Origin of the sequence: Microbacterium sp. NPDC089186 (genome assembly GCF_040685115.1) — a bacterium.
Lineage (GTDB): Bacteria > Actinomycetota > Actinomycetes > Actinomycetales > Microbacteriaceae > Microbacterium > Microbacterium galbum.
The window spans coordinates 330,394-355,142 of the sequence record NZ_JBFBHJ010000001.1; the positions used below are offsets into that span (position 1 = coordinate 330,394).

Sequence of the window (24,749 nt, forward strand, 5' to 3'; positions counted from 1 at the left end):
TCCTGGGATATCCGACCCGCCTGGGTGGCGGGTGGGGGTTGCCCGGACGCCCGCTGCGATCCCCGGCGATCGCACCCCGCGCGGGCGGATGCCTCAGCGTCCCGCGCAGCCGCGCACGGCCCGCGCCACGCGCATCGCGTACCGTGGTCGGACACCACCGAAAGGCCCCGCCGTGCCCCGGCCGACCCAGCCCAAGCTCTCGCGCGACGCGATCGCCCGCGCCGCCCTCGCCCTCGTCGACCGTGACGGCAGCGAGGGCGCGAGCATCCGCCGCGTCGCCGACCGCCTCAAGGTGCACCCCACCTCGCTCTACAACCACGTGCCCAATCTGGCCGCGCTGGTCGAGGACGTGCGCGCGCTCGTGTCGTCGCGCATCGACTCGTCGTTCCTGCGGGACCGGGAGTGGGAGGAGGGGCTCCTGCTCTGGGCCCGCTCGTACCGCGACGCCTTCCGCCGGCATCCGAGGACGATCCCCCTCCTCATGTCGCACCGCTCGTCGGCGCCGCTGTTGATGTCGCAGTACGAGGACTTCGCCGTCGCGGCCGAGGGCGTCGGCTGGACGAGCGAGGACATCCTGCCGCTGCTGACGGCGTTCGAGTCGTTCATCCTCGGCAGCGTGCTCGACATGAGCGGACCGGCGGTGATGTTCGACCCGACCGGGCAGGAGGCGGCCGTGCCGCGCTTCGCCGCCGCTTACGCCACGCTCTCCGCCCACGACCCGGTGGATCCGGTCGCCACGCGCGCGTTCGAACTCGGCCTGTCGCTGCTCATCGCCGGAGCTCGGCCCCGCGCCGCCTGAGCGACGCTCGTCACATGCGGGCGTAGCGCGCGCGGGCGAAGCAGAACAGGCCGTACACGACGAGTCCCGCGCCCACGAGCCACAGCACGAACTGTCCGAAGGGGAGCCCGGCGAGAGCGCGCAGCGCCGCGTCGAGTCCGCCCGCGGCGTTCGGATCGTGCGCGAAGGCGGCGACGAGGAACAGGATGCCGGCGACGCCGACCGCGATGCCCTTGGCGATGTAGCCGACCATCCCGAAGATGCGGATTCCGCGGCCGATCTCCCCGCCCGGGCTCGACAGTCGCTTCATGAAGGCCTTCGTGATGCCGCGCACCACGAACGCGACGCCCACCGCCGCCACGACGAGCCCGATGAGGACGAGCACGAAGACGCCGCCGGGCATCGCCATGAGCTGGGCGCTCAGCGTGCGGGAGGAGTCGGCCGACTCGGAACGGCCTCCGAGCACCGCCGTGAGGGCCGTGGCGCCGATCGCCCCGTAGGCGACGGCGGTTCCGACGTACTTCGCGCGGTGCGCCCAGCGCTTCTTCGTATCCGGATCGCGCTCGGCGACGGCATCCGCGATCTGCCACACGGCCAGAGCGGCGAGACCGATGACGATGACCCAGAGCAGCAGCATTCCCGCCGGCGCCGCCGCCACCTGCTGGATTGCACCGCTCTGATCGGCGCTCTCGCCCCCGCCGCCGGTCGCGATCGAGATGGCGATCGCCCCGATGAGCAGGTGCAGCAGCCCGAGGACGACGTAGCCGATCCGCGCCGCGACGCGGAAGGCGGTGGAGTCCTGTGCCTTATCGGCCGCGGAGGAAGCGGAGGCGGAAGTCATCCGTGCACGCTAGCGCTCAGGAGTCGACCTCGGCCACCCGTTGCGCGCGACGCACGCGCCACACTTCCACCAGCGCCCACACGAGCGTCGACACCGCGACGCCCTCGAGGAAGCCGGCGACGACGTCCGACAGCCAGTGCGCGTGGAGGTAGGTGCGGCTCCACATCATGAGCAGCACCCAGACCGTCCCCGCGACCCAGATCCATCCGCGGCGGAGGATGAGCGCGAGCGTGATCGCGATCGTCGTGGCCACCGCCGTGTGACCGGAGGGGAACGAGGTCGCCTGCGTCTCGGCCAGCGAGTCGGTGGGCCGCGCGCGGGCGATGACGGCCGCCAGAGGGGCGCCGATCAGCACGACCAGGGCGATGGCCCCCGCCACGTTCAGGGCGTCCCACGGGCGCTTGACCAGCAGGAACACGATGGTGGTGGAGATGCCGATCACGATCATGCCGATGGTGCCGCCCACCGTGGCGGGGATCCAGGCGATGATCACCACGACGGGGTTCGCGAGCGCGGCCATGGTGTCGTCCCACCACTGGTCGAAGGCGAGCGGCGCACCCCCGTCGAGGTCGACCGCGAGCCGCAGCGCCACGAAGAGCACGGTCGCGACGACGCCCACGATCAGCGCGACGGGTCGGCGTGAATCGGTGCGTGGGCGGTCGGGCAGGAGTGCGGGTTCGTCGGTCGTGGCATCCATCCTCGAATCGTGCCAGGACGGCGCCGCCCAGGGGTAGCTCTTGCCGAGTGGGGAGGGAACGCTCGTGGGACGGAAATCCCTCTCGAACTCACAAAACAAACGGTGTAGGTTTTCTGCCATGACCACCGAGGCCTTCACCGTCGTCGAAGCCGACATCGACCGGCTGCGCGCCGCCCTCGACGCCGGCGATGTCACGAGCGTCGAGCTCGTCGCCCGGTACCTCAACCGCATCGCCGCGTACGACCGCACCGGCATCCGGCTCACCAGCGTCCCCGTGCTCGATCCCCGGGCCTTCGCGCACGCGCGGGCGAGTGATCGGCGTCGCGCCCGAGGCGAGACGATCGGCCCCCTCGACGGCATCCCTTTCACGGCCAAGGACAGCTACCGCGTCGAGGGTCTGCCCGTGGCATCCGGCTCCCCGGCGTTCCGCGACCTCATCGCCGGCGACGACGCCTTCGCGATCGAGCGCCTGCGCGCGGCCGGGGCGGTGTTCCTCGGACTGACCACGATGCCCCCGATGGCGGCCGGCGGCATGCAGCGCGGCGTCCACGGACGCGCCGAATCCCCGTACAACGGCGAATACCTCACCTCGGCGTTCGGCTCGGGTTCGTCCAACGGCTCGGGAACCGCCACAGCCGCCAGCTTCTGCGCCTTCGGCCTGGGCGAGGAGACCTGGTCGTCGGGTCGCGCGCCGGCCTCGCACAATGCCCTCGTCGCGTACACGCCCTCGCGCGGCGTCATCTCGGTGCGCGGCAACTGGCCGCTCGTGCCGACGATGGACGTCGTCGTGCCGCACACCCGCACGATCGGCGATCTGCAGCACGTGCTGGACGCCGTCGTCGCCGACGACCCGCAGACCGAAGGCGACCTGTGGCGCACCCAGCCGTGGATCCCGCTCCCCCGCCCGTCCGAGGTGCGCCCCGACTCCTTCACCCGGTTGGAGCCCCTGCCGCTCGCGGGCCTTCGCCTCGCGGTGCCCCGCATCTACGTCAACGGCGATCCCGACAACGCCTCGCCCATCCTCACGCGCGACAGCGTGATGCGACTGTGGGAAGACCTGCGCGGCGACCTCGAGGCCGCGGGCGCCGAGGTGGTCGAGACCGCTTTCCCCGTCGTCGACCGCTACGAGAAGCTGCACGACGGCGACGAGGACTTCCTCGACCGCGGGTTCATCACGCGGGAGTTCCTCGACGACGAGGTGGGCGACCTCGCGGTGTGGGCGATGGACAGGTTCCTCCGCACCAACGGCGACCCGGCGCTGCCCCGGCTGTCCGACGCCGACCCCGCGCTGATCTTCCCCCACCCGCCCGGCGCCCTGCCCGACCGTTACGGCATCTGGCACTACGACATCTCGTACGACATCGGCGAGTACGTCGCCCGCGCCGCGCAGTGGGAGCCGGATTGGCGCGACGTCGCGAGCCTCGAAGACGGCCTCCGCGGCCTCGAGCACACCCGCCGCGTCGACGTCGAGCAGTGGATGGACGCCGAGGGTATCGACGCCGTGATCTTCCCCACGCAGTCCGATGTCGGCCCCGCCGACGCCGACGTGAACCCCGCCTCGGCCGACATCGCCTGGCGCAACGGCGTCTGGGTCTCGAACGGCAACCTCGTACCCCGCCACCTCGGCATCCCGACCGTCACCGTGCCGATGGGCACCATGGACGACACCGGGATGCCGGTGGGCCTCACCATCGCCGGGCCCGCCTACAGCGACGTCCGCCTCGTGCAGCTCGGAGCCGCGATCGCCGGCCTCGGGCAGCGCCGCACCGCCCCTGCGCGCACGCCCGCCCTGCCCGACGAGGCGCTGTTCGCCGCCCCCCGGCCGACGGGCGAGGGAGAGCTCGCGGTCGTCGTCGACGAGGTACGCCGCGACGGCGGACTCGTGCGCTTCCGCGCGACGATCACCGGCGGCACGGCCCGCGACCACGCCGCCTACGTCGACGGCCTGCGGGTCGACGTGGAGGTCGAGGGCGACCACCTCCGCGGGATGGCCCGCGTCGCGCCCGACGCGTACGGTGAGCCCGTGAGCGAGTGGGTCGCCCCCTTCGGTCCGCTCGTCGTCGTCGCCGTGCGCGACGCCGGCGGAGCCGTCGCCGGCGCCGTCGGCACGGCATCCGACTCTCCCCTGTGACACCCGCATCACCCGAGGAACAGCCCGTGAACGACACGACCCCCGTCCCGGTGTTCGACTACTTCCGCCAGGTCGACCTGCCTACCCCGACGCTCCGCGACGACGAGGTGCAGTCCCTCTTCGCCGAGACGTTCGGCGTGGAGATCGACGTGCAGGCGCTCGGCAGTCAGCAGGACCAGAATTTCCGTGTGTTCCCTCGCGGATCGGCTGAGCCCCTCGGCGTGCTGAAGCTCAGCAATCCCGTCTTCAGCGAGGCTGAGATCGACATGCAGGATGCCGCGGCGTCCCGCGTGGCCGAACGGAGCCCGCACGTGCGCATCCCCCGCATCGTCGACGGCCCTCACGGGCCGATGTCGACCTGGTGGGGCTCCAGCCAGGGGCGCATCCACGCGCGCGTGATCGAGAACATCGCGGGGCGCACGCTCACCGGCTCGAGCTACCTCGCGCCCGCGGTCGTGGAGGGACTCGGCGCCCTTGCCGGTGCGGTGAGCCTCGCGCTCGCCGACTTCACGCACCCCGCGAGCGGCCGCGTGCTGCAGTGGGACCTCCGCCACGCCGCGCGCGTGATCGACACCCTGCTCCCCCTCGATCCGGACGCCGAGGTGCGCGGCACCGTGCAGCGCGCCGCCGACGCGGCCCGGGCCGCCCTCGCGCCCGTCGCCGACGCCCTCCCGCTGCAGGCCGGGCACTTCGACGTCACCGACGACAACGTCCTGCGCGCCCCCGGCGCGACAGTGCCCGACGCCGTCATCGACTTCGGCGACGTGTGCGCGTCGTGGCGGGTGGGCGAGATCGCCGTCACCGTCTCCTCCGTGCTGCACCACGACGGCGCCACCCCCGAGAGCGCCTTCCCCGCGATCCGCGCCTTCGACCGGGCGCGCGACCTCGGCGACGACGAGATCACGGCGCTCTGGCCCCTCGTCGTCCTCCGCGGAGCCGTCCTCGTGCTCAGCGGGCGCGCGCAGGTGCGCCTCGACGACGCCAACGACTACGCCTCGGGGGCGCTCGAGCGGGAGTTCCGCATCCTCGAGCAGGCGGCATCCGTGCCCCTCCCCGTCCTCACCGCGGCGACGCGTGCGGCCCTCGGTCGCCCGCGGCGGAGCGAGCCCGGCTGGACCGGGACGCCGCTGCTGCCGCCCGGGCGCCGCGTCGAGCTGGACGCCTCGACCGAGTCTCCGCTCAACGACGCGGGAGCCTGGCTCGACGCCGCGACCCTCGACGACGCGGCCCTCGCCGCACTCGACGCCGGCGCCGAGATCGCGACCGTCCCCGCGTGGCGCGCGCGCCTCACCGGAACGACCGACCCGCTCCCCTCGACCGCCGAGACCGTGCCCACCGACGTGCTCGTGTGGCTCGCGGAACCGCTGCTCCTCGACGGCGACACCCGCGTCGACGGCGATGCGCTCATCGTGACGGAGGATGCCGAGGCCCTGACGATCAGCGGAGCCGCCGCCGCTGCGGCATCCGGAACCCTCCCCGCGCGGACGCGATTGTCGGTGCGGCGGAGCGTCGACGGGCTCGTCCCTCCCCCGCGCACCACGCGTGCCCTCGCCGACGCGTGGCGCGAGGTCGCCGGCGATCCCGGAGCCGCCCTCGGCCTCCCTCCCACCGCACCGGCGCACGATGACTCCCTGCAACGGCGCCACGAGGTGCTCGCCGAGGTGCAGGAGCACTACTACGGGGCGCCGCCGCGCATCGAACGCGGGTGGCGCGAGCTGCTCATCGACGTCGAGGGCCGCGTCTACCTCGACATGGTCAACAACGTCGCCTCGGTCGGTCACGCCCACCCGCACGTCGTGGCGGCGGGATCGCGCCAGATGCACCTGCTCAACACCAACTCGCGCTTCCATTACCGCGCGATCGCCGACTACGCCGACCGCATCGCCGCGACCCTCCCCGACGGCTTCGACACGGTCTTCTTCGTCAACTCCGGGTCGGAGGCGACCGACCTCGCGATCCGCCTGGCGATGGCGGCGACCGGACGCCCCGACATCGTCGCGATGCGCGAGGCGTACCACGGCTGGACCTACGCCAGCGATGCGGTGTCGACCTCCATCGCCGACAACCCCTTCGCCCTCGAGACGCGGCCCGAGTGGGTGCACACCGTCGACGCGGCGAACTCCTACCGCGGAAGACACCGGGGAGCGGATGCCGTGCGGTACGCCCCCGAGGCGGTCGCGGTGATCGACGGGCTCGCGGCATCCGGTCGGCGACCCGCCGGGATGATCGCCGAGACGTACTTCGGCAACGCGGGCGGCGTCGCGCTCCCCGACGGATACCTGCGCGAGGTGTACGCGGCCGTCCGCCGCCACGGCGGTCTCGCGATCGCCGATGAGGTGCAGGTTGGCTACGGACGGCTCGGCGAGTGGTTCTGGGGTTTCCAACAGCAGGATGCCGTTCCCGACATCGTCGCGGTCGCCAAGTCCATCGGCGGCGGGCACCCGCTCGGAGCCGTCATCACGCGCCGGGAGATCGCCGACCGCTACCGTACGCAGGGTTACTTCTTCTCCTCCACCGGCGGATCGCCGGTGTCGTCGGCCATCGGCATGGCCGTGCTCGACGTGATCGAGCAAGAGGGCCTGCAGGAGAACGCGCGGGTCGTCGGCGGACACCTGCAGCGCCGCCTCGAAGAGCTCGGCGAGCGGCACGACCTCGTCGGCGCCGTGCACGGATCGGGGCTCTACCTGGGGCTCGAGTTCGTGCGCGACCGCGAGACCCTCGAACCCGCCACGACCGAGACCGCGGCGATCTGCGACCGTCTGCTCGAGCGGGGCGTCATCATGCAGCCGACCGGCGACTTCCAGAACGTGCTGAAGATCAAGCCTCCGCTGGTGATCACGCGGGCCTCGGTCGACGTCTTCGTCGATGCGCTGGACCGTGTGCTGAGCACCGGCTTCTGACCCCGCGCGGCATCCCCCGCCGCTGAATCCGCCCCCGTACCGAACCCCAGGAGCCCGCCATGTGGCGCATGCCCATCGAATCCGCCCCGCACGAGCGCACGTGGATGGCCTTCCCGCGCGAGGGCGTCACCCTCGGCGAGGGTGCCGAGACCCGCGACGAGGGCTATCGCGCGTGGACCGAGGTCGCGCACGCCGTGGCGCAGTTCGAGCCCGTGACGATGGTCGTCGATCCGACCGAGATCGCGCGCGCCCGGCGCATGCTGTCGACCGACGTCGAGATCGTCGAAGCACCCCTCGACGAGTTCTGGATGCGCGACGTGGGCCCGACCTTCGTCGTCGACCCCGACCGCCCGGGCGTGCTCGGAGCCGTCGACTGGATCTTCAACGGCTGGGGCGCCCCCGACTGGGCCGAGTGGCAGAAGTCGGCGCTGCTCGCGCGCGTGGTCGCCGCGCACGCCGGCGCCGAGCGCATCGACTCGCTGCTCGTGGCCGAGGGCGGCGGCCTGCACGTCGACGGTCGAGGCACCGTGCTGCTCACCGACACGGTGCAGCTCGACCCGCGGCGCAACCCCTTCGCCGACCGCGCGCGGGTGGAGGCCGAGATGGCGCGCACGATCGGCGCGACCGACGCCATCTGGCTCTCGCGCGGCCTCACCCGCGACTACGACGACCTCGGCACGAACGGCCACGTCGACATCGTCGCGACCTTCGCCTCGCCCGACCACGTCCTCGTGCACGAGCAGACGGATGCCGCGCACCCCGACGCCGAGGTCTCGGTCCTCGTTCGACGGGAGCTCACCGACGCCTTCGCCGCCCTCGGTCGGTCGGTGACGATCACCGGCGTCCCCGCCCCCTCCACCCTGCGCGACGAGCACGGCTGGGTCGACTGGAGCTACATCAACCACCTCGTCACCAACGACGGCGTCGTGCTGTGCGGCTTCGGCGACGACGCCGCCGACGCGCGCGCCGCGGAGATCATCGCCGACGCCTATCCCGGCCGACGCGTGGTGACGATCGACTCGCGTCCGATCTTCGATCGCGGCGGCGGCATCCACTGCATCACGCAGCAGCAGCCGAAGGTGGGCTGAGCGGGGGCGGGCGCCGGCGGGCCGTGATCCGAGGCTCTGGCACCGATCTGCCGTGAACCGCGTGATCCTGCTCGCCGCGGAATCGACGGTCATTCCCTCGAGCGCTCGTAGAGTCATCAGCGTGAACTCCCCCGCCGCCCCACACCGCTGGGGTTCGCTCCGACGGACCGGGGGCCTGTGGCTGCGGCGCCTCGGGAGGGTGGCCTCTACGCCTTCGGAGGGCTTCTCGCGGCGGTGCTGCTTCTTCTGCTGATCGCCACCGTGATCGACCTCGGGCAGCCGCGGATGTGGGGGACGTTCACTCAGACGGATTGCGAACAGAGGCCTCGCGGAGGGTGCCGTCCGATCGGCATGTGGGTCAGCGATGATGGGCGCACGATACTCCACGATGTCTTCCTGGACGGGTGGCCGGGCGACGGTGGCATCACACGAGCCAGCTATCAGCCCACCGCGCTCCTCGGCACCGACGTGGTGCACGTACCCACCCTCAGCGGCATCGGGCCATGGGTCATCGGCGGCTTCCTGCTGTGGTGGGTGGGGTATGTCCTCGTCAAGGCTGCGGCGTGGGGCGACCTCACCGTGCCGCGCAGCTGGGTGCTCCCCGGCCGCCGTCGGCCACGCGGTCCGGCCGGAGTATCGCCTCGACGCGCGTACCGGGAGGCACTCGCCGAGCGGTCGAGGGAGGGACATACCGGCGAGTCGGGGACCATCCCTGAGGCACAGCCGAAGGTGGGCTGAGCGGGGGCGCGCCCTCAGCGATTCAGATCGCGCAGCGCGGCGTCGACGGCGTCGACCACCGCCGGCGGCGCGGCCACGGCGGCGAGTTCGGCACGCAGGAGGCGGCCGGGCACCCAGCGGATGTAGGCGTCGAACTCGACCTGCATGTCGACGTCGTGCGCGCCCAGGGCGGCCGACACGACCGCGCACGCGCCGGGTGTGTCGGCGACGACGGCGAGGTCGCTGTCGACGCCGACCGGCTCTCGCGGCGGCGCGAGCGGTGCGTCGACCATCCACCGATGCTCCCCCGCCGTGACCTCGAACACCGGCCGGTCGCCCAGCTCGACCCGCGCGAGCATGCCGTGCGGGACCGTCGCCGTCACGGCGATCGCCTCCCCCGCGCGCCGCCACCGCACCCGGGCGCGACCGAAGGGGGTGTCGTGCACCGCCTCCGCCCACGTGAGGGCCTCGACGAACCACGGCCGCACGTGCACGCGCGCCCTCTCGACCCCCAGGCCCGCCACCCGGCGGTGCAGCACGTCGCCGACGGCACCGAGCGCGTAGTGGTTGAGCGACGTCATCCCCGAGGGATGCACCGTCCCGTCGGGGCGCACGGCATCCCAGCGCTCCCACATCGTCGTCGCGCCCATCGACAGCGGGTAGAGCCACGAGGGACACATCGTCTGCAGCAGCAGGCTCTCGGCTGCGGCCTCATGGCCGTTGTCGAGGAGCGCGTCGAGCACGACGGGAGTGCCGAGGAACCCCGTCGCCATCCGGTATCCGCCGGCGCGCAGGAGGAAGGCGAGACGATCGGCCGCGGCCTGTCGGCGCTCGGCCGGGACGAGCCCGAAGGCGAGCGCGAGAGCGTAGGCGGCGGGGGCATCGGATGCCAGACGCCCGGCCGGGGTGAGGTACGCCTCGCAGAACGCGGCGCGCACCTCCTCCGCCAGCCGCGCGTAGGCCTCCCCGCCGCCGGCGCGCGCGACCAGGTCGGCGGAGCGGAAGAAGTACGCCGTCGCGACGAGTCCCGGGTCGGCCTTGGCCTTGTCGGGGCGCGAGACGGTGGGGTCCAGCCAGTCGCCGTATTGGAAGCCGGTCTCCCACAGCCGCCCGGGTCCCGCCGCCTCGGCGACGGCGTCGACCCACGCCCGCATCGAGGGCAGCAGCTCCGCGACGATCGCCTCGTCACCGAGACGAGCGGCCATCACCGACGGCACGATCGTCACGGCATCCCCCCATCCCGCGGCCATCACGTCGCCGAGCGCCGGCAGCGGGTCGGGCACGACGGTGGGGACCCGTCCCCCGCGCGGTTCCTGTTCGGCGCGCAGGTCGCGCAGCCAGGACGCGTAGAAGGCGCCGGCGTCGAACAGCGTCATCGCCGTCGCGGCGAACACCTGCGCGTCACCCGTCCACCCCAGACGCTCGTCGCGCTGCGGGCAGTCGGTCGGCAGCGCGAGCGCGTTGCCCTCGAAGCTGCGCACGATGTTGGCGTGCAGTCGGTCGAGCCGATCGTCGGAGCACGAGAACCACCCGGTGCGCCGGAGGTCGGTGCGCAGGACGTCGATCACCACGCTCGCAGGATCGACCGCACCGCCGGTGATCTCGACGTAGCGGAACCCGTGGAACGTGAAGGCCGGTCCGCACGCGCGGGGCCCGGTCCCGTCGAGCACGAACTCATCGACCGCCGCCGCCGCACGGAGGGGCCGGACGTTCAGGGCGCCGTCCTCGAGCACCTCGGCGTGCCGCACGGTCACGCGCGAGCCGGCGACCCCGTCGGCGACGAGCCGCACCCGCCCGACGACGTTCTCGCCCACGTCGAGCAGAAGGGTGCCGGCGGCGCTCGGTAGCACCCGCGACCCGCGGAGGGTGCGCACGCGGCGCACCGGCTCCACGTCGATCACCGCCGGGAGGCTCATCGGCGCGATGCACGCGGGGGTCTCCCACCCGGACGCATCGAAACCGGGCTCGCGCCACCCGCCCTGCGCGCGGCGGAAGTCGACGCGCTCGCCCGCGTACAGCCCGCTGGAGACGATCTCGGTGCGCCGCGTCAGCCGCCACCGCTCGTCGGAGCCGATCTCCTCGACGCGCCCGTCGCGGTGCGTCAGCCGCAGCACGGCTCCCACGGCGGCCTGGTCGCCGTAGAAGCGCTCGGCGGTGTCGCCGAACCCGTACCGTTCGGTGAACCACCCGCCCGCGGCGCGGACGGACAGCACCTGGGTCGCACCGGGGCGCAGCAGCGCGGTCACGTCGGTCGTGGCGAGACCCAGCCGTTTCCGGTAGGCCGTCCACCCCGGCGCGAACAGCGCGTCGTCGACCGGGATGCCGTCGATCGCCGCGTCGAAGACACCGTGGGCCGTGACCCACAGGCGCGCGGCGATCACGGTGTCGGCCACGGAGATCTCGCGCCGCACGGCGAACGGCGCGGCTTCCGTGTCGGGGCCGTCGATGGCGAGCAGCGGCGCCGTCCAGGGCCCGGGGAAGACCACCGCCTCGATCTCGGCGGGCCCGCTCCACGGCATCCATTCGTCGTCGACGCCTCGCACGCGCACGCGCAGAGTGTGGCGGGCGCCGGCGGCCAGGTCGGCGAAGGGCCACGGCACGAGCACCCCGTGGGCGGGCACCGCGACCGGTTCGGCGTCGTCGAGACGCAGCTCGGCGCTCTCGGCCCGCCATCCCGTCGGCGCGTCGACGGTCCACGACACGGGAGGGCGGGGCTCCGCGGCGACGGAGACGTCGCGGCGGCGGCCGATGCGCGGGCCGATCAGCCGCACGGACGGAGGGATCACACGGGTCCTTTCGGTCGCGATGCCGCCGCCGGACACGACGGCGGCATCGCGAGAGCGGTCAGCGCCGGGCGAGTCGCCGGCGGACGATCAGCGCTCCCGCGCCGAGGAGGAGCGCGCCGAGGGCGGGGAACAGGATGCCGAGCACCGCGGGAGTCCCCGTGCTCGCGAGCGCCCCCGAGCCGGTGGCACCCCCGGCATCGGGCGCGGGGTCCGCCGACCCCCGGCCGCCACCCGGCTGCGCCGGGGTGCCCGGGTGGGTCGGAGTCCCCGGGTCGGTCGGAGTCCCCGGATCGGTCGGAGTGCCCGGGTCGGTCGGGGTGCCCGGTTCCGACTCGACCGCGGGGAGCAGACGCACGGCGTGGAACTGCGCCGAGTCCTTCTCGGCGGCGATGCCTCCGCCCCAGGCCAGGTAGCCGTCACGGCCCTGGCCGTCGGCCTCGTTCACGATGATCGCGCTCGACAGCAGCGCGGCGTCGCGATCGACTCCGGCGAGCGCCGTCCAGGGCACCGACACCTCGTACACGGTGCGGTGGGTGTCCTCATCGCGGGAGATCGCGACCTCGGTGCCGGGCACGACGCCCGCACCCTGACCGACCGAGAGCCAGCGGTACAGCTGCGGCCCCTCCGAGGTGAGCGCCATGCCGAACTCGTGCCACACGCTCGCCGCCCCCGGCGCGCCACCGGCGACGGTGAACTGCACGGAGTCGCCCTGCCAGATGTTCGCGCCCGTCGCCGGCTGGTCGTGCACGTCGTCGACGACCTCGGCCGAGATGTACAACGCGTCGTCGTCCCAGGTGAGCCACGCGCGCGCCGACTGGTCGTCGACGGCGGGCGGAGTGTCCGTCCCCTCCGGGGTGAACGTCGCCGGTGTGAGGCCGGTCAGGTCGTCGAGCGTGCCGTCGACCGAGACGCGGTGGCGGGCCGCACCATAGGCAGCGGCGACGTCGAGGGGCGCCACGGCGCCCTCGACCCGTACCGCGGCGCCGTCGACGATCGCCTCCGCGGAGAACGTCGTGCGCGCGTCGAGCTCGCCGAGGGGGACGTCGACGGTCACGGCGTCGCTCGCGGGCAGGACGGCGGGCACGTCGGCCGCGGCATCCATTCCGCCCAGGGTGTACGTCAGGGACTGGAGGGGAAGGTCGGATGCCGAGGCGTTGCTCAGGCGCAGCCGGAGCACGTCCGTGCCGTCCGCCGAGATCGCCTGCGTTCCGGTCAGGGCGACCGGCTCCGCGATCGTCGTGCGCGCCCGCAGCACGCCGGCGGCGCGGTCGCCGTCGAACAGCCGCGCCACGGTCTCGTACGATCCCGTCGACGTGGGTGCGGGCGCGGAGATGGCGGTGGTCGCGGGTGCGGTGCCGTCGGTGCTCTGTGTGAACGCACGCCCGTCCGGAAGGTTCAGACGCCACGTGGTCGCCGCGCCGTCCGAGCGGCCCGCGACGCTCCAGCGACCGGTCACCTCCGCTCCCACCACACCGGCGTCCAACGAGACCGACGTCTCCGATGCTGCGGCGCCGGTCACGTCGCCGCGCACGTAGAGCGGGTCGTCGTCGACCGTGACGACGACGTCGCCGCCGTCGGCATCCAGGGTGTCGGCTCGGCCGTAGGCGTCGGTCACCGTCACGGCGCCGGTGCCGCTCAGCCGCAGGGTCTGCGCGGTATCCGCCCAGAGCACGCGCAGCGGGCCCTCCGCCGTGTCGAAGAGGTATTGCCGCACCCCCGCGACGGCGTCGTCGCGACCGGCGGAGGTCGCTCCCTCGAGCTGCGCGGCGGCGACGGAGTACGACGCGAAAGCGGGCTTCGGCGTGTAGGCCCCGCGCGTGTCGTCGGCGGCGCGCAGCAGACCGAAGTTCTGCTCGGTCTCGGCCGGGTCGACGCCGTCGGAGACGAGGTCGTACACGTAGTAGCGCGCGGCGTCGTGCGCCGCGGCGATCACGGCGGAACGGGCGATGTCGGACGCCTGTTCGCGCTCCGAGACGGCGCGGGCGTTGGTGCCGGTGGGCCAGCCGTGCTCGGTGATCCACAGCGGCTTGCTCACCCCGCCGTTGTATTGCCGCACGAGCGCGTCGATGCGCGTGAGGGTGTCGTCGAGGGCGTCGGCCGAGACCGGGTAGCTGTAGGGGTGCAGCACGATCCCGTCGACGTACTGCAGCGCCCCGAGGCGGAACGTCTGCTCGAGCCAATCGGTGTTGAGGTTCGCCACCGCCGGCCCGATGACGGGCAGGTCGGGCGCCGCCGCCTTGACGGCCGGGGAGGCCGCGGCGAGAAGGTTCACGTAGTCCTCGGGCGAGGTGCGGGTGTTGCCCCCGAGCCCCAGGTCCCACTCGTTCCACAGCTCGATCCCCGTGGCCTGGTCGCCGAACTCGGTCGCCATGGCGGCGGCGTAGGCCGCGTAGGCGGAGACGGCTTCGTCGCTCGTGGGCCCGTCGCCCCCGTCGTAGAGCGGGTTGCCGTAGCCGGCGAGAAGGAGCGGACGGACGCCGGCCTCCCGCGCCGCGTCGAGGAACTCCGCGCGCGGGCGGTCCCAGTCGTACACGCCCTTCTGCGTCTCGACCTCGCTCCAGTACACCTCGTCGCGCAGCTGGGCGAAGCCGCCCGTGGCCAGCGTGGGCAGGGAGTCGACGCTCCACGACTGCCCGTAATGCGTCGCCGCTCCGAAACGTGCGGTCGCCGAGTCGGCGGCATCGCGATCGGGCAGCACGGCGAAGCTCGTCTCGGCCCGCGCGGCGTCGTCGTCGACCGAGACGGCGAGCGCGTACCAGCCGAGGCCGGATGCCGGCAGCTCGAGCGTGCCGTCGGCATCCTCGGCGCCGTCGGCGACGACCGCGCCGGTCTGGTCGGTGACCGTCCACGCCACCCGGGCGGCGTCGGTGGCATAGGCGATCCGCGGAGTCTCCCCCTGGCGGAAGAGGTTGCCGGTGACCAGCGGTGTGAGCGCGACGCTCGGAGCGGCGGCGAGGGCGGGGGATGCCGGGACCAGGAGCGCTGCGCACAGCAACCCCGTCCCGATGAGGCCGCCGCGAACGCGCGGGGGACGGTTTCCAGCAGTGGCGGACACGAATTCTCCTCGTCGAGCGGATTCGGAATCTAGGCAAGCGTTTGCCCTCCAGCAGTGTGGGAGAGGCTGATCGATCTGTCAACACCGGAATGCGCGACGGCGCGCCGAAGCGAATCACACTTTGACGCTCAGCCCATGAGGTGCTAGACATCTCAGGGCAAGCGATTTCCCTCTTGCTTCCGCTCTTCGCCAAGGAGTTTCAATGACGAAACGTGTCCGTTCCGTCGCCGCCGTGATCGCACTCGGCGGCCTGTCGGTCGCAGCCCTCGCCGGCTGCAGCTCCCCCTCCACGGGGACCACCGACGGCAAGGTCTCGATTCAGATCGGCGACCGGCCCAGCGCCGACCGACCCGAAGACCGCGCCTACTTCGACAAGCGTGTCGAAGCCTTCCAGCAGGCCAACCCCGACATCACTCTCGAGCCGGTCGAGACGAGCTACGACGCGTCGACCTTCCAGGCACTCTCGGCCGGTGGCAGCCTGCCCACCGTCATGAGTGTGCCGCTGACCGAACCCGCCGGTCTCATCAAGCGGGGCCAGGCCGCCGACCTCACCGACGTCCTGAAGGACGAGGGCCTCCTCGACAGCCTCAACCCCACGGTGCTCAAGCTCGCCGAGAACAGCGAGGGGCGCGCCTACGCCATTCCCACCAACGCCTACTCCTTCGGCCTCGTCTACAACCGCGAGCTGTTCACCAAGGCCGGTCTCGACCCCGACTCCCCGCCCGCCACCTGGGACGAGGTGCGCGCCGCCGCGAAGAAGATCCACGACGCCACGGGCGCCGCCGGCTTCTCCGTCCTCACCACCGCGAACACCGGCGGGTGGCAGTTCTCGGGCATGACCTACTCGTTCGGCGGCACCGTCGAGAACGAGGACGGCTCGCAGGCCACCTTCGACGACAAGCCCTCCACGCAGGCGCTGCAGCTGATCAGCGACATGCGGTGGAAGGACGGCACCATGCCTGAGAACACCCTCTACGACATCCCCACCCAGGGGCAGGACTTCGCCGCCGGCAAGATCGGAATGATCATCGGCGCGAGCGACTCGTACTACAACATCGTGCAGAACCTGAAGCTGCCCGCGGACAGCTTCGGCATCGGCGGGATGCCGCAGGCCAAGGCCGATGAGGGGACCCTCGGCGGCGGCACGGTGCAGATCGTCGACCCGAAGGCGAGCGCCGAGCAGCAGGCCGCCGCGGTCAAGTGGGTGAAGTTCTTCTACCTGCAGCGCTACCTCGACGAGACCACCGCCGTCGACGATGCGAAGGCGTCGAACGAGGCCGGCTCCGTCACGGGCCTCCCGGGGCTTCCCGTCGTCAACAGCGACCAGTACTCCACGTACTTCGACTGGATCGCGGACTACATCAACGTCCCGAGCGCGAACTTCACCCCGTACCTCGACGCGTCGGCATCCATCCCCGTCGTCGCCGAGCCGGTCAACAACGCGCAAGAGGTGTACGGCGCCCTCGACACGGTCGTCCAGACGGTCCTGACCGATCAGGACGCCGACATCCCCTCCCTGCTCAGCACCGCTCAGACCGACGTGCAGTCGCGCCTCAGCCGCTGATCACCCCACCCGGGGCGGGTCGCCGCGCGGCCCGCCCCTCCCTCCCCCGGAGACGTCCATGACCGATCTCGACGAGCGTCCGCGCACCGCCGCGCGAACCACCGCCACTCCCGCGCGCACCGCCCGCCGGCGACGCCCCTGGCGCCCCGGCCTGACCGCGCTGCTCATCGCCGCCCCGGCGATCCTCGTCTACGCCTACTTCTCGTGGGGACCCATCCTCAGCTCGCTCGTGATGAGCGTGCAGCGCGTCGTGTTGACCGGGCAGAGCGACTTCGTCGGTCTCGACAACTTCGTCTACGTCCTGAGCGATCCGGGTCTGCCGCAGGCCGCGGGCAACACGGTGCTGTACACGGTGCTCGCCATCGTCTTCGGCTTCCCGGTGCCGCTCGCCCTCGCGGTGTTCATCTCCGAGATGCGCTCGCGCGCCTGGTACTTCAGCGCCCTCGCCTACCTGCCCGTCATGGTGCCGCCGGTCGTGGCGATCCTCCTGTGGAAGTTCTTCTACGCCCCCGACGCGGATGGCCTGTTCAACACCGTCCTCGGGTGGGTCGGCATCGGTCCCCTGCCCTGGCTCAACTCGCCCGCGAGCGCCATGCCCTCGATCGTCCTGGAGACCACCTGGGCGGGAGCCGGAACCGCGGTCATCATCTACATCGCGGCGCTGACGAGCATCCCCGGCGAGCTGTACGAGGCCGCCGAGCTCGACGGCGCCGGGATCTGGCGCCGCGTCTGGCACGTCGCCCTCCCGCAGATGCGCGGGATCATCGGCACGATGCTGCTGCTGCAGATCATCGGCACGATGCAGGTCTTCACCGAGCCGTTCCTGTTCACCGGCGGGGGTCCGCAGGGAGCGACGAAGACGCTGCTCATGACGATCTACGACTACGCCTTCACCCGCGTCGATTACGGGGCGGCGACCGCGCTCAGCGTGCTTCTCGCCCTCGTCCTCGGCCTGTTCTCCCTGGCCTACTTCCGCCTCACGCGCAGCTGGAGCCGCTCATGAGCCTGCTCTCCCTCGGTCGCCGCCGCCCCGCCGCCACCCCCGAGCCCCTCACCCGCACCAACATCTCGGATGCCGACCGCTCGCGCCCCTCCGTGCGGATCAGCCTCGGCGTCGGTCACGTCCTCGTGCTCGCGGCGCTGATCATCGCCGGCCTCGGGCCGATCGTCTGGCTCGCCCTCGCGGCGGTCTCGCCGACGCAGGACCTCATCCGCGGCCCGTTCTCCTTCTTCTCCAGCGGCGTCGTGCAGTGGGAGAACCTCGGCATCGCGTGGGAACGCGGCCGCATCGGTCACTACCTCACCAACACCGCGATCCTCGCGGCCGGCTCGGTCGTGACCACGCTGCTCGTCTCGACGACCGCCGCCTTCGTCATCACGGTGCTGCGCCCGCGTTGGGGCAAGGTGCTCTCCGGCGCGATCCTCGCCACCCTCTTCATCCCGGGCATCGTCTCGCTCGTGCCGCTGTACCTCACGGTGCGCGAACTGCCGGTCCTCGGCATCTCGCTCATCGACACGTGGTGGGCGGTCTGGCTCCCCGCGGGCGCGACGGCCTTCAACGTGCTGATCATCTCGCGCTTCCTCGAGGCGATCCCCGCCGACCTGTACGAGGCGGCGCGCATCGACGGCGCCGGCCCGCTTCGCATCCTGTGGAGCATCGTCCTGCCCCTGGCGCGACCGATCCTCGGCGTCGTCGGCCTGCTGACCGTGGTGGCGTCGTGGAAGGACTACCTGTGGCCGCTGCTGGTGCTGCCCACCCCCGACAACCAGCCGGTCTCGGTGGCGCTGCCGCGCCTGGCCGACCAGACCGAGCTCAGCGTGCAGATGGCCGCGCTGTTCCTCTCGCTCGTCATCCCGGTGGCGCTGTTCCTCGTCTTCCAGCGCCAGTTCCTGCGGGGCGCGAGCATGGCGGGCGGGGTGAAGGGATGAGCCGCATCCTCGTCACGGGGGCCGACGGAGAGATCGGCCGCGCCGTCAGCGAGAGCCTCGTCGCCGCCGGTCACTCCGTCACCGCCCTGTCGCTGTCGTTCTCGTCGCACCACCCGGCCGACCGCCTCGTCGAGGGGGACGCGACCTCGCCCGACGTGGTCGACCGCGCGATGGACGACGTCGACGCCGTCGCCCACTTCGCCGCGATCCCGCACCCCACCCTCGGCACCCCCATCGACGTGTTCCGCGTGAACACCGCCGCGACCTTCACCGTGCTCACCCGCGCCGGCGAGCGAGGGGTGCGTCGGGCCGTGATCGCCAGCAGCATCAATGCCATCGGATACCCGAACAACCCCCACGGCGCGTTCCCCCCGGCCTTCCCGCTCGACGCGCACACGCAGCCCGACATCGCCGATGCGTACTCGCTGTCCAAGCTCGTCGACGAGCGCACTGCGGCCTACGCCCACCGCCGCTACGGTCTCGACGTCGTCGCGCTGCGCTTCCCCCTGGTGAAGTGGCCCGACGTGCTGCGCGACGTCGCCCTCGAGTTCGAGGCCGACCCGGGTCGGCTCGCCCGCGAGGGCTGGGCGTACCTCACGATGCACGACGCCACCCGCGCGGTGCAGCGCGCGCTCGAAGCCGACGTCGTCGGCGCGCCCGTGATCCCCCTCAGTGCCGCCGACACCCTGCTGCCGATCGACTCGGCCGAGCTGGTGGCGCGATACGCCCCCGGCACCGTCCTCGCGCACCCGGTCGTCGGGCGCGCCGCCCTCGTCGACACGAGCGCGGCCCGCGACCTGCTCGGCTTCGCGCCGAGCGAATCCATCCACGACGGCACCGCCACCGAACGGGCGTCCCTGATCAGGAGCGAACGATGACCCTCGCCGAGACCGACACGGCCTTCCCACAGCCCTGGTTACCGCGCGAGGACGTCCGCATCACCGACCTCCGCGCGATCGTCACCGCCCCCGAGGCGATCCCGCTCGTCGTGGTGCGCGTCGACACCGACCAGCCGGGCCTCTACGGCTACGGCTGTGCGACGTTCACGCAGCGCTGGAAGGCGGTCGTGGCGTTCCTCGAGCACGTGCGCCCGCTCGTCATCGGCCGCTACCCCGGCGACATCGACGACCTCACGCGCCTCGTGCGCTTCACCGGGTACTGGCGCGAGGGACCGGTCGGCAACAACGCGCTGTCGGGGCTCGACATGGCGCTGTGGGACATCGCCGGCAAGAGAGCCGGGATGCCGGTGTACGAGTTGTTCGGTGGGCGGGTCCGCGCCGCCGCCGACACGTACCTGCACGCCGAGGGCGCGGATGCCGCGGCGACCACCGACCACGTGCGGGAGCTCATGGCGGCCGGACAGCGTCACGTGCGCATCCAGTCCGGCCAGCAGGGCGCGGGCCACTACGGGGCGCCCCCGCTCGTCGGCGAGTTCGCCTGGGCGAAGCACGCCGCGGGGTGGCGGGTCGAGGACTACCTCGTCGCCACGCCGCGCCTCTTCGCGCACGTGCGCGAAGAGCTCGGCGACGGTGTCGAACTGCTGCACGACGTGCACTCGCGCTTGAGCCCGAGCCAGGCCATCACGCTGACGCGCAGTCTCGAGCCCTACCGCCCCTTCTTCGTCGAGGACGTGCTCGCCCCCGAGCACTGGCACCGTCTCGGCGAGGTGCGTCAGGCCTCCCCCGTGCCGATCGCGGTCGGCGAACTGGCGACCTCGTTCACCGATGCCGCCCGGCTCGTGCGCGAGCACCAGGTCGACTACCTGCGCGCGCACCTTTCCGACGTCGGCGGGGTGAGCGCGGCCCGGCGCCTCGCGGTCCTCGCCGACATCGAGGGCGTGCGCACCGCCTGGCACTCCCCCGGCGACGCCTCGCCGTTCGCGGTCGCCGCCGCCGTCGCCCTCGACGTCACCTCGCCCGCCTTCGGCATCCAAGAGGGGCACGTCTACAACGAGGCGGCCCACGAGGTGTTCCCCGGCATGATCGACATCGTCGACGGCTGGCTGACCCCCAACGACGCCCCCGGGTGGGGCATCGAGGTCGACGAGAAGGCCGCCGCCCGCTTCCCCGCGGGGCTGTCCGGCCACGACGCGTGGGCCGCGAAGGTGCGCGCGCCCGACGGCGCGTTGATCGCCCCCTGACCCTTCCGCCCCCTCCGAAGAGAGAGATCCCGCATGACCTGGTCCCTCGCGCCCTCGCGGCGCTGGCTGCTCCGCGACGGCGAGCCCGCCTTCCTCCTGGCCGACACCGTCTGGGCCGCCTTCGGCGGCGCCCGCCCCGACGAGTGGCTCGATCACCTCCAGCGCCGGCGTCGTCAGGGCTTCAACGCGCTGCTGTTCAGCATCCTGCCGATCGAGCACGATCGCTCCAGCGGCACGCTCTCGCCCTACGCGATCCGCGACGGGCGGCTCGACTTCGCCGCCGGCGACCCCGCCTACTGGGACGACGCCGAGCGCGTGCTCGCCGCCGCCCGCGCGCACGGCTTCACGCCGATGCTCGTGCTGCTGTGGAACAACTTCGTGCCCGGCACGTGGGGGGCCGGTCTCACCCCGGATCACGTGATGGATGCCGAGCAGACGGCGTCGTACGTGGCCGACGCCGTCGCCCGCTTCGCGCGCTTCGACCCGATCTGGATCGTCTCGGGCGACGACGACCTCAACGACGACATTGCTCTCGCGCGCTACAGCGCGGTCGCGGCGCAGGTGCGCGAACTCGCGCCCGACCAGCTGATCACCTGGCACGACACTCCCACGGCCCGGATGCCGGCATCCCTCGCCGACGGCGGACTGCTCGACTTCCACGGCCTGCAGTCCGGTCACAACGAGGCCTGGGACACCCTCCCCGCCGAGCTGGCCCGGTACTACCGCGCGATGGACGTCGACCGCCCGATCATCAACCTCGAGCCCTGCTACGAGGGGCTCGGGCGCTTCGCCGGGCGCGCACGGCACTCCGCCGCCGACGTCCGCCGGGCGAGCTGGACGGGTGTCGTCGCGGGCGCCGCGGCCGGCCTCGGCTACGGCGCGCACGGCGTGTGGTCGTGGCACCGGCGGGGCGAGGGCTTCGCCGCGGCCGACGTGCACGGCGATCCCTTCCCGTTCGCGGTGGCCGCGGCCTTCCCCGGCGCCGACGACGTCGCCCTCGTGCGGCGCATCGTGGATGCCGAGCGGCTGTGGGGCCTCGACGGCGACGACGATCTGCTGGTCGACGAACCCTCCGGCGCCGTCGCGGGCCGCACGCCCGACGGCGTCGTCGCGGTGTACGCGCCCGAGGCGTTCGCCCTGACCCTGCGCGGGCGCGCCGACGCGGATCTCGAGGTGAGCGTGTACGACCTCGCCGCGCGCCGCCCCGACGCCGCGCGCTGGAGTCTCGTCGACGGCGGCGTGCGGCTCGCGCAGCCGGAGTTCCCCGGCGACGCCCTCTACGTCATCCGCGGACTCGCACCGATCGGCCGCTGATGGCGCACGTGTTCACCCTCGGCGAGGCGCTCGCGACCTTCTTCGTCGATGCCGGCGGGGAGCCGTCGACGGTCGCCGTCGCCGGAGCCGAGCTGAACACCGCCGTGGGCGTGGCTCGTCTCGGCCACCGTTCGTCGTGGATGTCGCGCCTCGGCGACGACGCCTTCGCCGGCCTCGTGCGCGCGACGCTGGCGGCCGAGGGGATCGACGACCGCTTCGTGCGCGCGGCGCCCGGGGAGAAGACCGGTCTCATCGTCAAGCAGCGCCTGAGCGACGACCTGGTGCGCAGCGAGCACTACCGCGTCGGCTCGGCGGCCTCCGGACTCACCGCCGCCGACTTCACGGCCGACGATCTCGCGGACGTCGACCTGGTGCACGTCTCCTGCATCACGGCCTCCCTCGGCGAGGGGCCGCGTGCGCTCTTCGAACGCGTGGTGCACGAGGCGGCGGGTCGCGGCATCCCGGTCTCGCTCGACACGAACCATCGGCCGCAGCTCATCGACGACGCCGGGCTGCGTGACGCCGTCGACGACGTGATCGAGCACGTGGACACCCTGCTGTGCAACGAAGACGAGGCGCGGGTGCTCACGGGCCTCGACGATGCGGAGGAGGCCGTCGCGACCCTCCTGGCCCGCGGACCGCGCACGGTGGTGGTCAAGCTCGGCCGCCACGGAGCCGTCGCGGGCGACGCCGCGGGCGTGCGACGCTCGCCCGCCGTGGAGATCCCCCCGCCGCACCACCCGGTCGGCGCGGGCGATGCGTTCGCCGCCGGGTGGATCACCGCGGTCCTCGAGGGGCTCCCCGTCGACGGAGCCCTGCGCCGTGCCGCGTGGTGCGCCGCCCGCGTCGTCGCCGACCCGGGCGACCACACCGGCTTCCCCTCCCGCGACCGCCTCGCCGAGGTCGCCGCGTGAGCGCCGGGCCGGCGCGCGTCGCGCTGCGATCGGACGACCTGCTCGTCGAGGTCGACGCCGAGGGGGCGCGCATCGCCCGCCTGACCCATGTGCCGACCGGCCGGGAGATCCTCGCGACCACCCCCTGGGCGGACGAGGCGCGCGACGCGTTCTCGCTCCCCGACTCCAGCGGCGAGTGGCACCGCCGTTACCCGGGCGGGTGGCACGTCCTGCTCCCGCGCGCGGGTGACGCCCCCGCCGGCGTCGCGCCGACGCAGCCGTTCCACGGCGAGGCGGCCTGGCGCACGTGGACGCTGTCGCAGGAGGGCGGCTCGTGTCGCGCCCGCGTGTACCTGCGCACGGTCCCCCTCGAGGTCGACCGCGTCGTCTCGCTCGTCGAGAGCGGGCTGCGCGTCGACACCGCCGTGCACAACCACTCATCCGAGACCGTCCGCATCGGGTGGGCGGAGCACCCGGCCTTCGCGGGCGATCTGTTCGATGACGCCGCGGTCTCGACCGGCGGCGGCCTCGCGGTCGCCCCGCCGCCGTCGGCGGGTTTCGACGACGTCTCGGGGGCCGCGGGCTCGCTCACCGTCGAGGGTCGCGAGCTGGCGCTCGCGCTGAGCTGGGACGCGCGGCTCTTCCCCCGCCTGTTCGTCTGGCGCGAGCGCCGCGGATCGACCGGTTTCCCGTGGTGGGCGCAGGTGGATGCCGTGGGACTCGAGCCCTCGTCCGACCCGTACGCCCAGCCGGGCGACGCCCTCGGCTCGATCGAGGTCGCCCCCGGGGCGACGGTGCGCTCGACGGTGACCCTGCACGTCCGCGGCATCGGCGCCGCGACGGCCTAAGATCGATCCGCAATGGCGAAAGACGCGATCTCCCTCCGCGACGTGGCGGCTCTGGCAGGAGTGTCGGTTCCCACGGCGTCGAAGGTGCTGCGCGGACAGGGCAAGGTCTCCGAGACCACGCGCGAACGCATCCTGGCCGTCGCGAAGCGCCTGGACTACCAGCCCAACGCCCTGGGGCAGTTCCTCGCGCAGGGGCGCAGCGCCACCGTCGCGGTGCTGACCGTGAACGCCCCCGGCGCCTTCACGATGCCGGTGCTCACCGGCGCCACCACCGCCTTCGGCGCTCGCGACCTCTCCGTGCTCGTCTCCGACGCCCATCTGGACCGCGCCCTGTTCGCGGCGACGGCCCGCAAGCTCCGCGCCCGCAGCATCGACGGCCTGCTCGTGATCGGTGACGGCTCGAGCTCCGACATCCACTCCATCAGCGCCGGCTTCACGGTGCCCGTGGTCTACGCCTACGGCCACTCCGACGACGCCGAGGACGCGTCGTTCCTCCACGACGGCTACGGGGCCGGTCGCCTCGCCGGCGAGCACCTCGTCTCGATCGGATGCCGTCGCATCGCCCACGTCTCGGCCGCCGACCACGACCGCTCCGCACGCGACCGCTCGACGGGGCTCTCCGACGCGCTGAGCGAGGCGGGACTCGCGCTCGACCCCGCCCTCGTGCTGCGCGGCGACTGGTCGCAGGCGTGGGGCCGCGCGGCCGCCCAGCGCCTCATCGCCTCGGGCGTCGCCTTCGACGGCGTGTGCTGCGGCAACGACACGATCGCCACCGCCGTCGCCGGGGTGCTGGCCGAGGCCGGCATCCGCGTCCCCCACGACGTCGCGATCACCGGAATGGACAACCTCGCCGGCTCCACCGGCCAGGACGACGACAGTCTCACCACGATCGATCTGCGCCTGAGCGCTCTCGGCGACCGTGCCGCGAACTACCTCGCCGACGTCATCGGCGGCACCGAATACGCCCCGGGCCGCCACGTCGAGCCCGCGCAGCTCGTCCTCGGTCGCTCGACCGCCCGCTGAGCGCGAGGCGGTTCCTCGAGCGCGGGCCCGAGTGTCGTTCCTTCG

At 72.8% G+C, this 24,749-nt stretch carries 17 protein-coding genes and 1 pseudogene; 14 read left to right on the plus strand and 4 right to left on the minus strand.

Features of this window, described 5'->3' with window-relative positions; all coding sequences use genetic code 11:
• Positions 1 to 172 precede the first annotated feature (172 nt).
• Positions 173 to 799 (plus strand): TetR/AcrR family transcriptional regulator C-terminal domain-containing protein, encoded by a 627-nt coding sequence (locus AB0N82_RS01605; protein WP_315993720.1) that lies wholly within the window; start codon positions 173 to 175, stop codon positions 797 to 799.
• A 10-nt stretch (positions 800 to 809) separates the two neighbouring features.
• On the opposite strand, the gene AB0N82_RS01610 is transcribed toward AB0N82_RS01605, so the two are convergent.
• Positions 810 to 1,619, minus strand: a complete 810-nt coding sequence (locus AB0N82_RS01610; RefSeq protein ID WP_363387310.1) for a DUF1206 domain-containing protein — start codon at positions 1,617 to 1,619, stop codon at positions 810 to 812.
• Between the two features lie 16 nt (positions 1,620 to 1,635).
• Positions 1,636 to 2,316, minus strand: a complete 681-nt coding sequence (locus AB0N82_RS01615) for a phosphatase PAP2 family protein (protein ID WP_363387313.1) — start codon at positions 2,314 to 2,316, stop codon at positions 1,636 to 1,638.
• A 118-nt stretch (positions 2,317 to 2,434) separates the two neighbouring features.
• Here AB0N82_RS01615 and AB0N82_RS01620 point away from each other — a divergent pair.
• The 4 genes and pseudogenes from AB0N82_RS01620 to AB0N82_RS01635 all read left to right on the plus strand — a co-directional run.
• A pseudogene (locus AB0N82_RS01620) lies at positions 2,435 to 4,108 on the plus strand (amidase); the annotation flags it as partial.
• A gap of 365 nt (positions 4,109 to 4,473) precedes the next feature.
• Positions 4,474 to 7,347, plus strand: a complete 2,874-nt coding sequence (locus AB0N82_RS01625; protein WP_363387316.1) for an aminotransferase — start codon at positions 4,474 to 4,476, stop codon at positions 7,345 to 7,347.
• Between the two features lie 59 nt (positions 7,348 to 7,406).
• Positions 7,407 to 8,435, plus strand: a complete 1,029-nt coding sequence (locus AB0N82_RS01630) for an agmatine deiminase family protein (RefSeq protein ID WP_315993724.1) — start codon at positions 7,407 to 7,409, stop codon at positions 8,433 to 8,435.
• A 177-nt stretch (positions 8,436 to 8,612) separates the two neighbouring features.
• A complete protein-coding gene (locus AB0N82_RS01635; RefSeq protein WP_363387320.1) occupies positions 8,613 to 9,173 on the plus strand; it encodes a hypothetical protein in 561 nt (186 codons plus the stop codon).
• 14 nt (positions 9,174 to 9,187) lie between these two features.
• On the opposite strand, the gene AB0N82_RS01640 is transcribed toward AB0N82_RS01635, so the two are convergent.
• Both AB0N82_RS01640 and AB0N82_RS01645 read right to left on the minus strand, forming a co-directional pair.
• Positions 9,188 to 11,938: a family 78 glycoside hydrolase catalytic domain gene (locus AB0N82_RS01640; protein ID WP_363387323.1), complete on the minus strand. Its 2,751-nt coding sequence runs from the start codon at positions 11,936 to 11,938 to the stop codon at positions 9,188 to 9,190.
• Between the two features lie 58 nt (positions 11,939 to 11,996).
• The gene (locus AB0N82_RS01645; RefSeq protein WP_363387326.1) at positions 11,997 to 14,993 is read right to left on the minus strand and encodes a sugar-binding protein; all 2,997 of its coding nucleotides are present in this window, start codon (positions 14,991 to 14,993) and stop codon (positions 11,997 to 11,999) included.
• Positions 14,994 to 15,195: 202 nt separating this feature from the next.
• Between AB0N82_RS01645 and AB0N82_RS01650 the strand changes: the two genes are divergently transcribed.
• Genes AB0N82_RS01650 through AB0N82_RS01690 form a run of 9 tightly spaced genes read left to right on the plus strand, consistent with a single transcriptional unit; the run spans position 15,196 to position 24,704 of the window.
• Positions 15,196 to 16,557 carry an extracellular solute-binding protein gene (locus tag AB0N82_RS01650; protein ID WP_363387329.1) on the plus strand — a complete coding sequence of 454 codons (1,362 nt, stop codon included), beginning with the start codon at positions 15,196 to 15,198 and terminating at the stop codon, positions 16,555 to 16,557.
• 58 nt (positions 16,558 to 16,615) lie between these two features.
• Positions 16,616 to 17,560, plus strand: a complete 945-nt coding sequence (locus AB0N82_RS01655; protein WP_315993728.1) for a sugar ABC transporter permease — start codon at positions 16,616 to 16,618, stop codon at positions 17,558 to 17,560.
• Positions 17,557 to 18,486, plus strand: coding sequence for a carbohydrate ABC transporter permease (locus AB0N82_RS01660; protein WP_363387333.1), 930 nt, complete (start codon positions 17,557 to 17,559; stop codon positions 18,484 to 18,486). Before AB0N82_RS01655 ends, AB0N82_RS01660 begins: the two co-directional genes overlap by 4 nt.
• Positions 18,483 to 19,364 carry an NAD(P)-dependent oxidoreductase gene (locus tag AB0N82_RS01665; protein WP_363387336.1) on the plus strand — a complete coding sequence of 294 codons (882 nt, stop codon included), beginning with the start codon at positions 18,483 to 18,485 and terminating at the stop codon, positions 19,362 to 19,364. Before AB0N82_RS01660 ends, AB0N82_RS01665 begins: the two co-directional genes overlap by 4 nt.
• On the plus strand, positions 19,361 to 20,626 hold the full coding sequence (locus AB0N82_RS01670) for an enolase C-terminal domain-like protein (RefSeq protein ID WP_363387339.1): 1,266 nt from the start codon (positions 19,361 to 19,363) through the stop codon (positions 20,624 to 20,626). Before AB0N82_RS01665 ends, AB0N82_RS01670 begins: the two co-directional genes overlap by 4 nt.
• Before the next feature lie 33 nt (positions 20,627 to 20,659).
• Positions 20,660 to 21,940 (plus strand): DUF4038 domain-containing protein, encoded by a 1,281-nt coding sequence (locus AB0N82_RS01675; RefSeq protein WP_363387342.1) that lies wholly within the window; start codon positions 20,660 to 20,662, stop codon positions 21,938 to 21,940.
• The gene (locus tag AB0N82_RS01680; protein ID WP_363387345.1) at positions 21,940 to 22,854 is read left to right on the plus strand and encodes a sugar kinase; all 915 of its coding nucleotides are present in this window, start codon (positions 21,940 to 21,942) and stop codon (positions 22,852 to 22,854) included. Before AB0N82_RS01675 ends, AB0N82_RS01680 begins: the two co-directional genes overlap by 1 nt.
• Positions 22,851 to 23,681: a hypothetical protein gene (locus AB0N82_RS01685; protein WP_363387348.1), complete on the plus strand. Its 831-nt coding sequence runs from the start codon at positions 22,851 to 22,853 to the stop codon at positions 23,679 to 23,681. Before AB0N82_RS01680 ends, AB0N82_RS01685 begins: the two co-directional genes overlap by 4 nt.
• Before the next feature lie 12 nt (positions 23,682 to 23,693).
• Entirely contained in the window at positions 23,694 to 24,704 is a 1,011-nt protein-coding gene (locus AB0N82_RS01690; protein WP_315993735.1) for a LacI family DNA-binding transcriptional regulator, read from the plus strand.
• The last annotated feature ends 45 nt before the right edge of the window (positions 24,705 to 24,749 follow it).

Excerpts from the sequence above, each read along its gene's own strand:
- AB0N82_RS01675 (WP_363387342.1), top strand. The coding sequence starts at position 20,660 with ATGACCTGGTCCCTCGCGCCCTCGCGGCGCTGGCTGCTCCGCGACGGC.
- AB0N82_RS01630 (WP_315993724.1), top strand. The coding sequence starts at position 7,407 with ATGTGGCGCATGCCCATCGAATCCGCCCCGCACGAGCGCACGTGGATG.
- AB0N82_RS01655 (WP_315993728.1), top strand. The coding sequence starts at position 16,616 with ATGACCGATCTCGACGAGCGTCCGCGCACCGCCGCGCGAACCACCGCC.
- AB0N82_RS01615 (WP_363387313.1), bottom strand. The coding sequence starts at position 2,316 with ATGGATGCCACGACCGACGAACCCGCACTCCTGCCCGACCGCCCACGC.
- AB0N82_RS01660 (WP_363387333.1), top strand. The coding sequence starts at position 17,557 with ATGAGCCTGCTCTCCCTCGGTCGCCGCCGCCCCGCCGCCACCCCCGAG.
- AB0N82_RS01665 (WP_363387336.1), top strand. The coding sequence starts at position 18,483 with ATGAGCCGCATCCTCGTCACGGGGGCCGACGGAGAGATCGGCCGCGCC.
- AB0N82_RS01680 (WP_363387345.1), top strand. The coding sequence starts at position 21,940 with ATGGCGCACGTGTTCACCCTCGGCGAGGCGCTCGCGACCTTCTTCGTC.
- AB0N82_RS01610 (WP_363387310.1), bottom strand. The coding sequence starts at position 1,619 with ATGACTTCCGCCTCCGCTTCCTCCGCGGCCGATAAGGCACAGGACTCC.
- AB0N82_RS01650 (WP_363387329.1), top strand. The coding sequence starts at position 15,196 with ATGACGAAACGTGTCCGTTCCGTCGCCGCCGTGATCGCACTCGGCGGC.
- AB0N82_RS01690 (WP_315993735.1), top strand. The coding sequence starts at position 23,694 with ATGGCGAAAGACGCGATCTCCCTCCGCGACGTGGCGGCTCTGGCAGGA.
- AB0N82_RS01670 (WP_363387339.1), top strand. The coding sequence starts at position 19,361 with ATGACCCTCGCCGAGACCGACACGGCCTTCCCACAGCCCTGGTTACCG.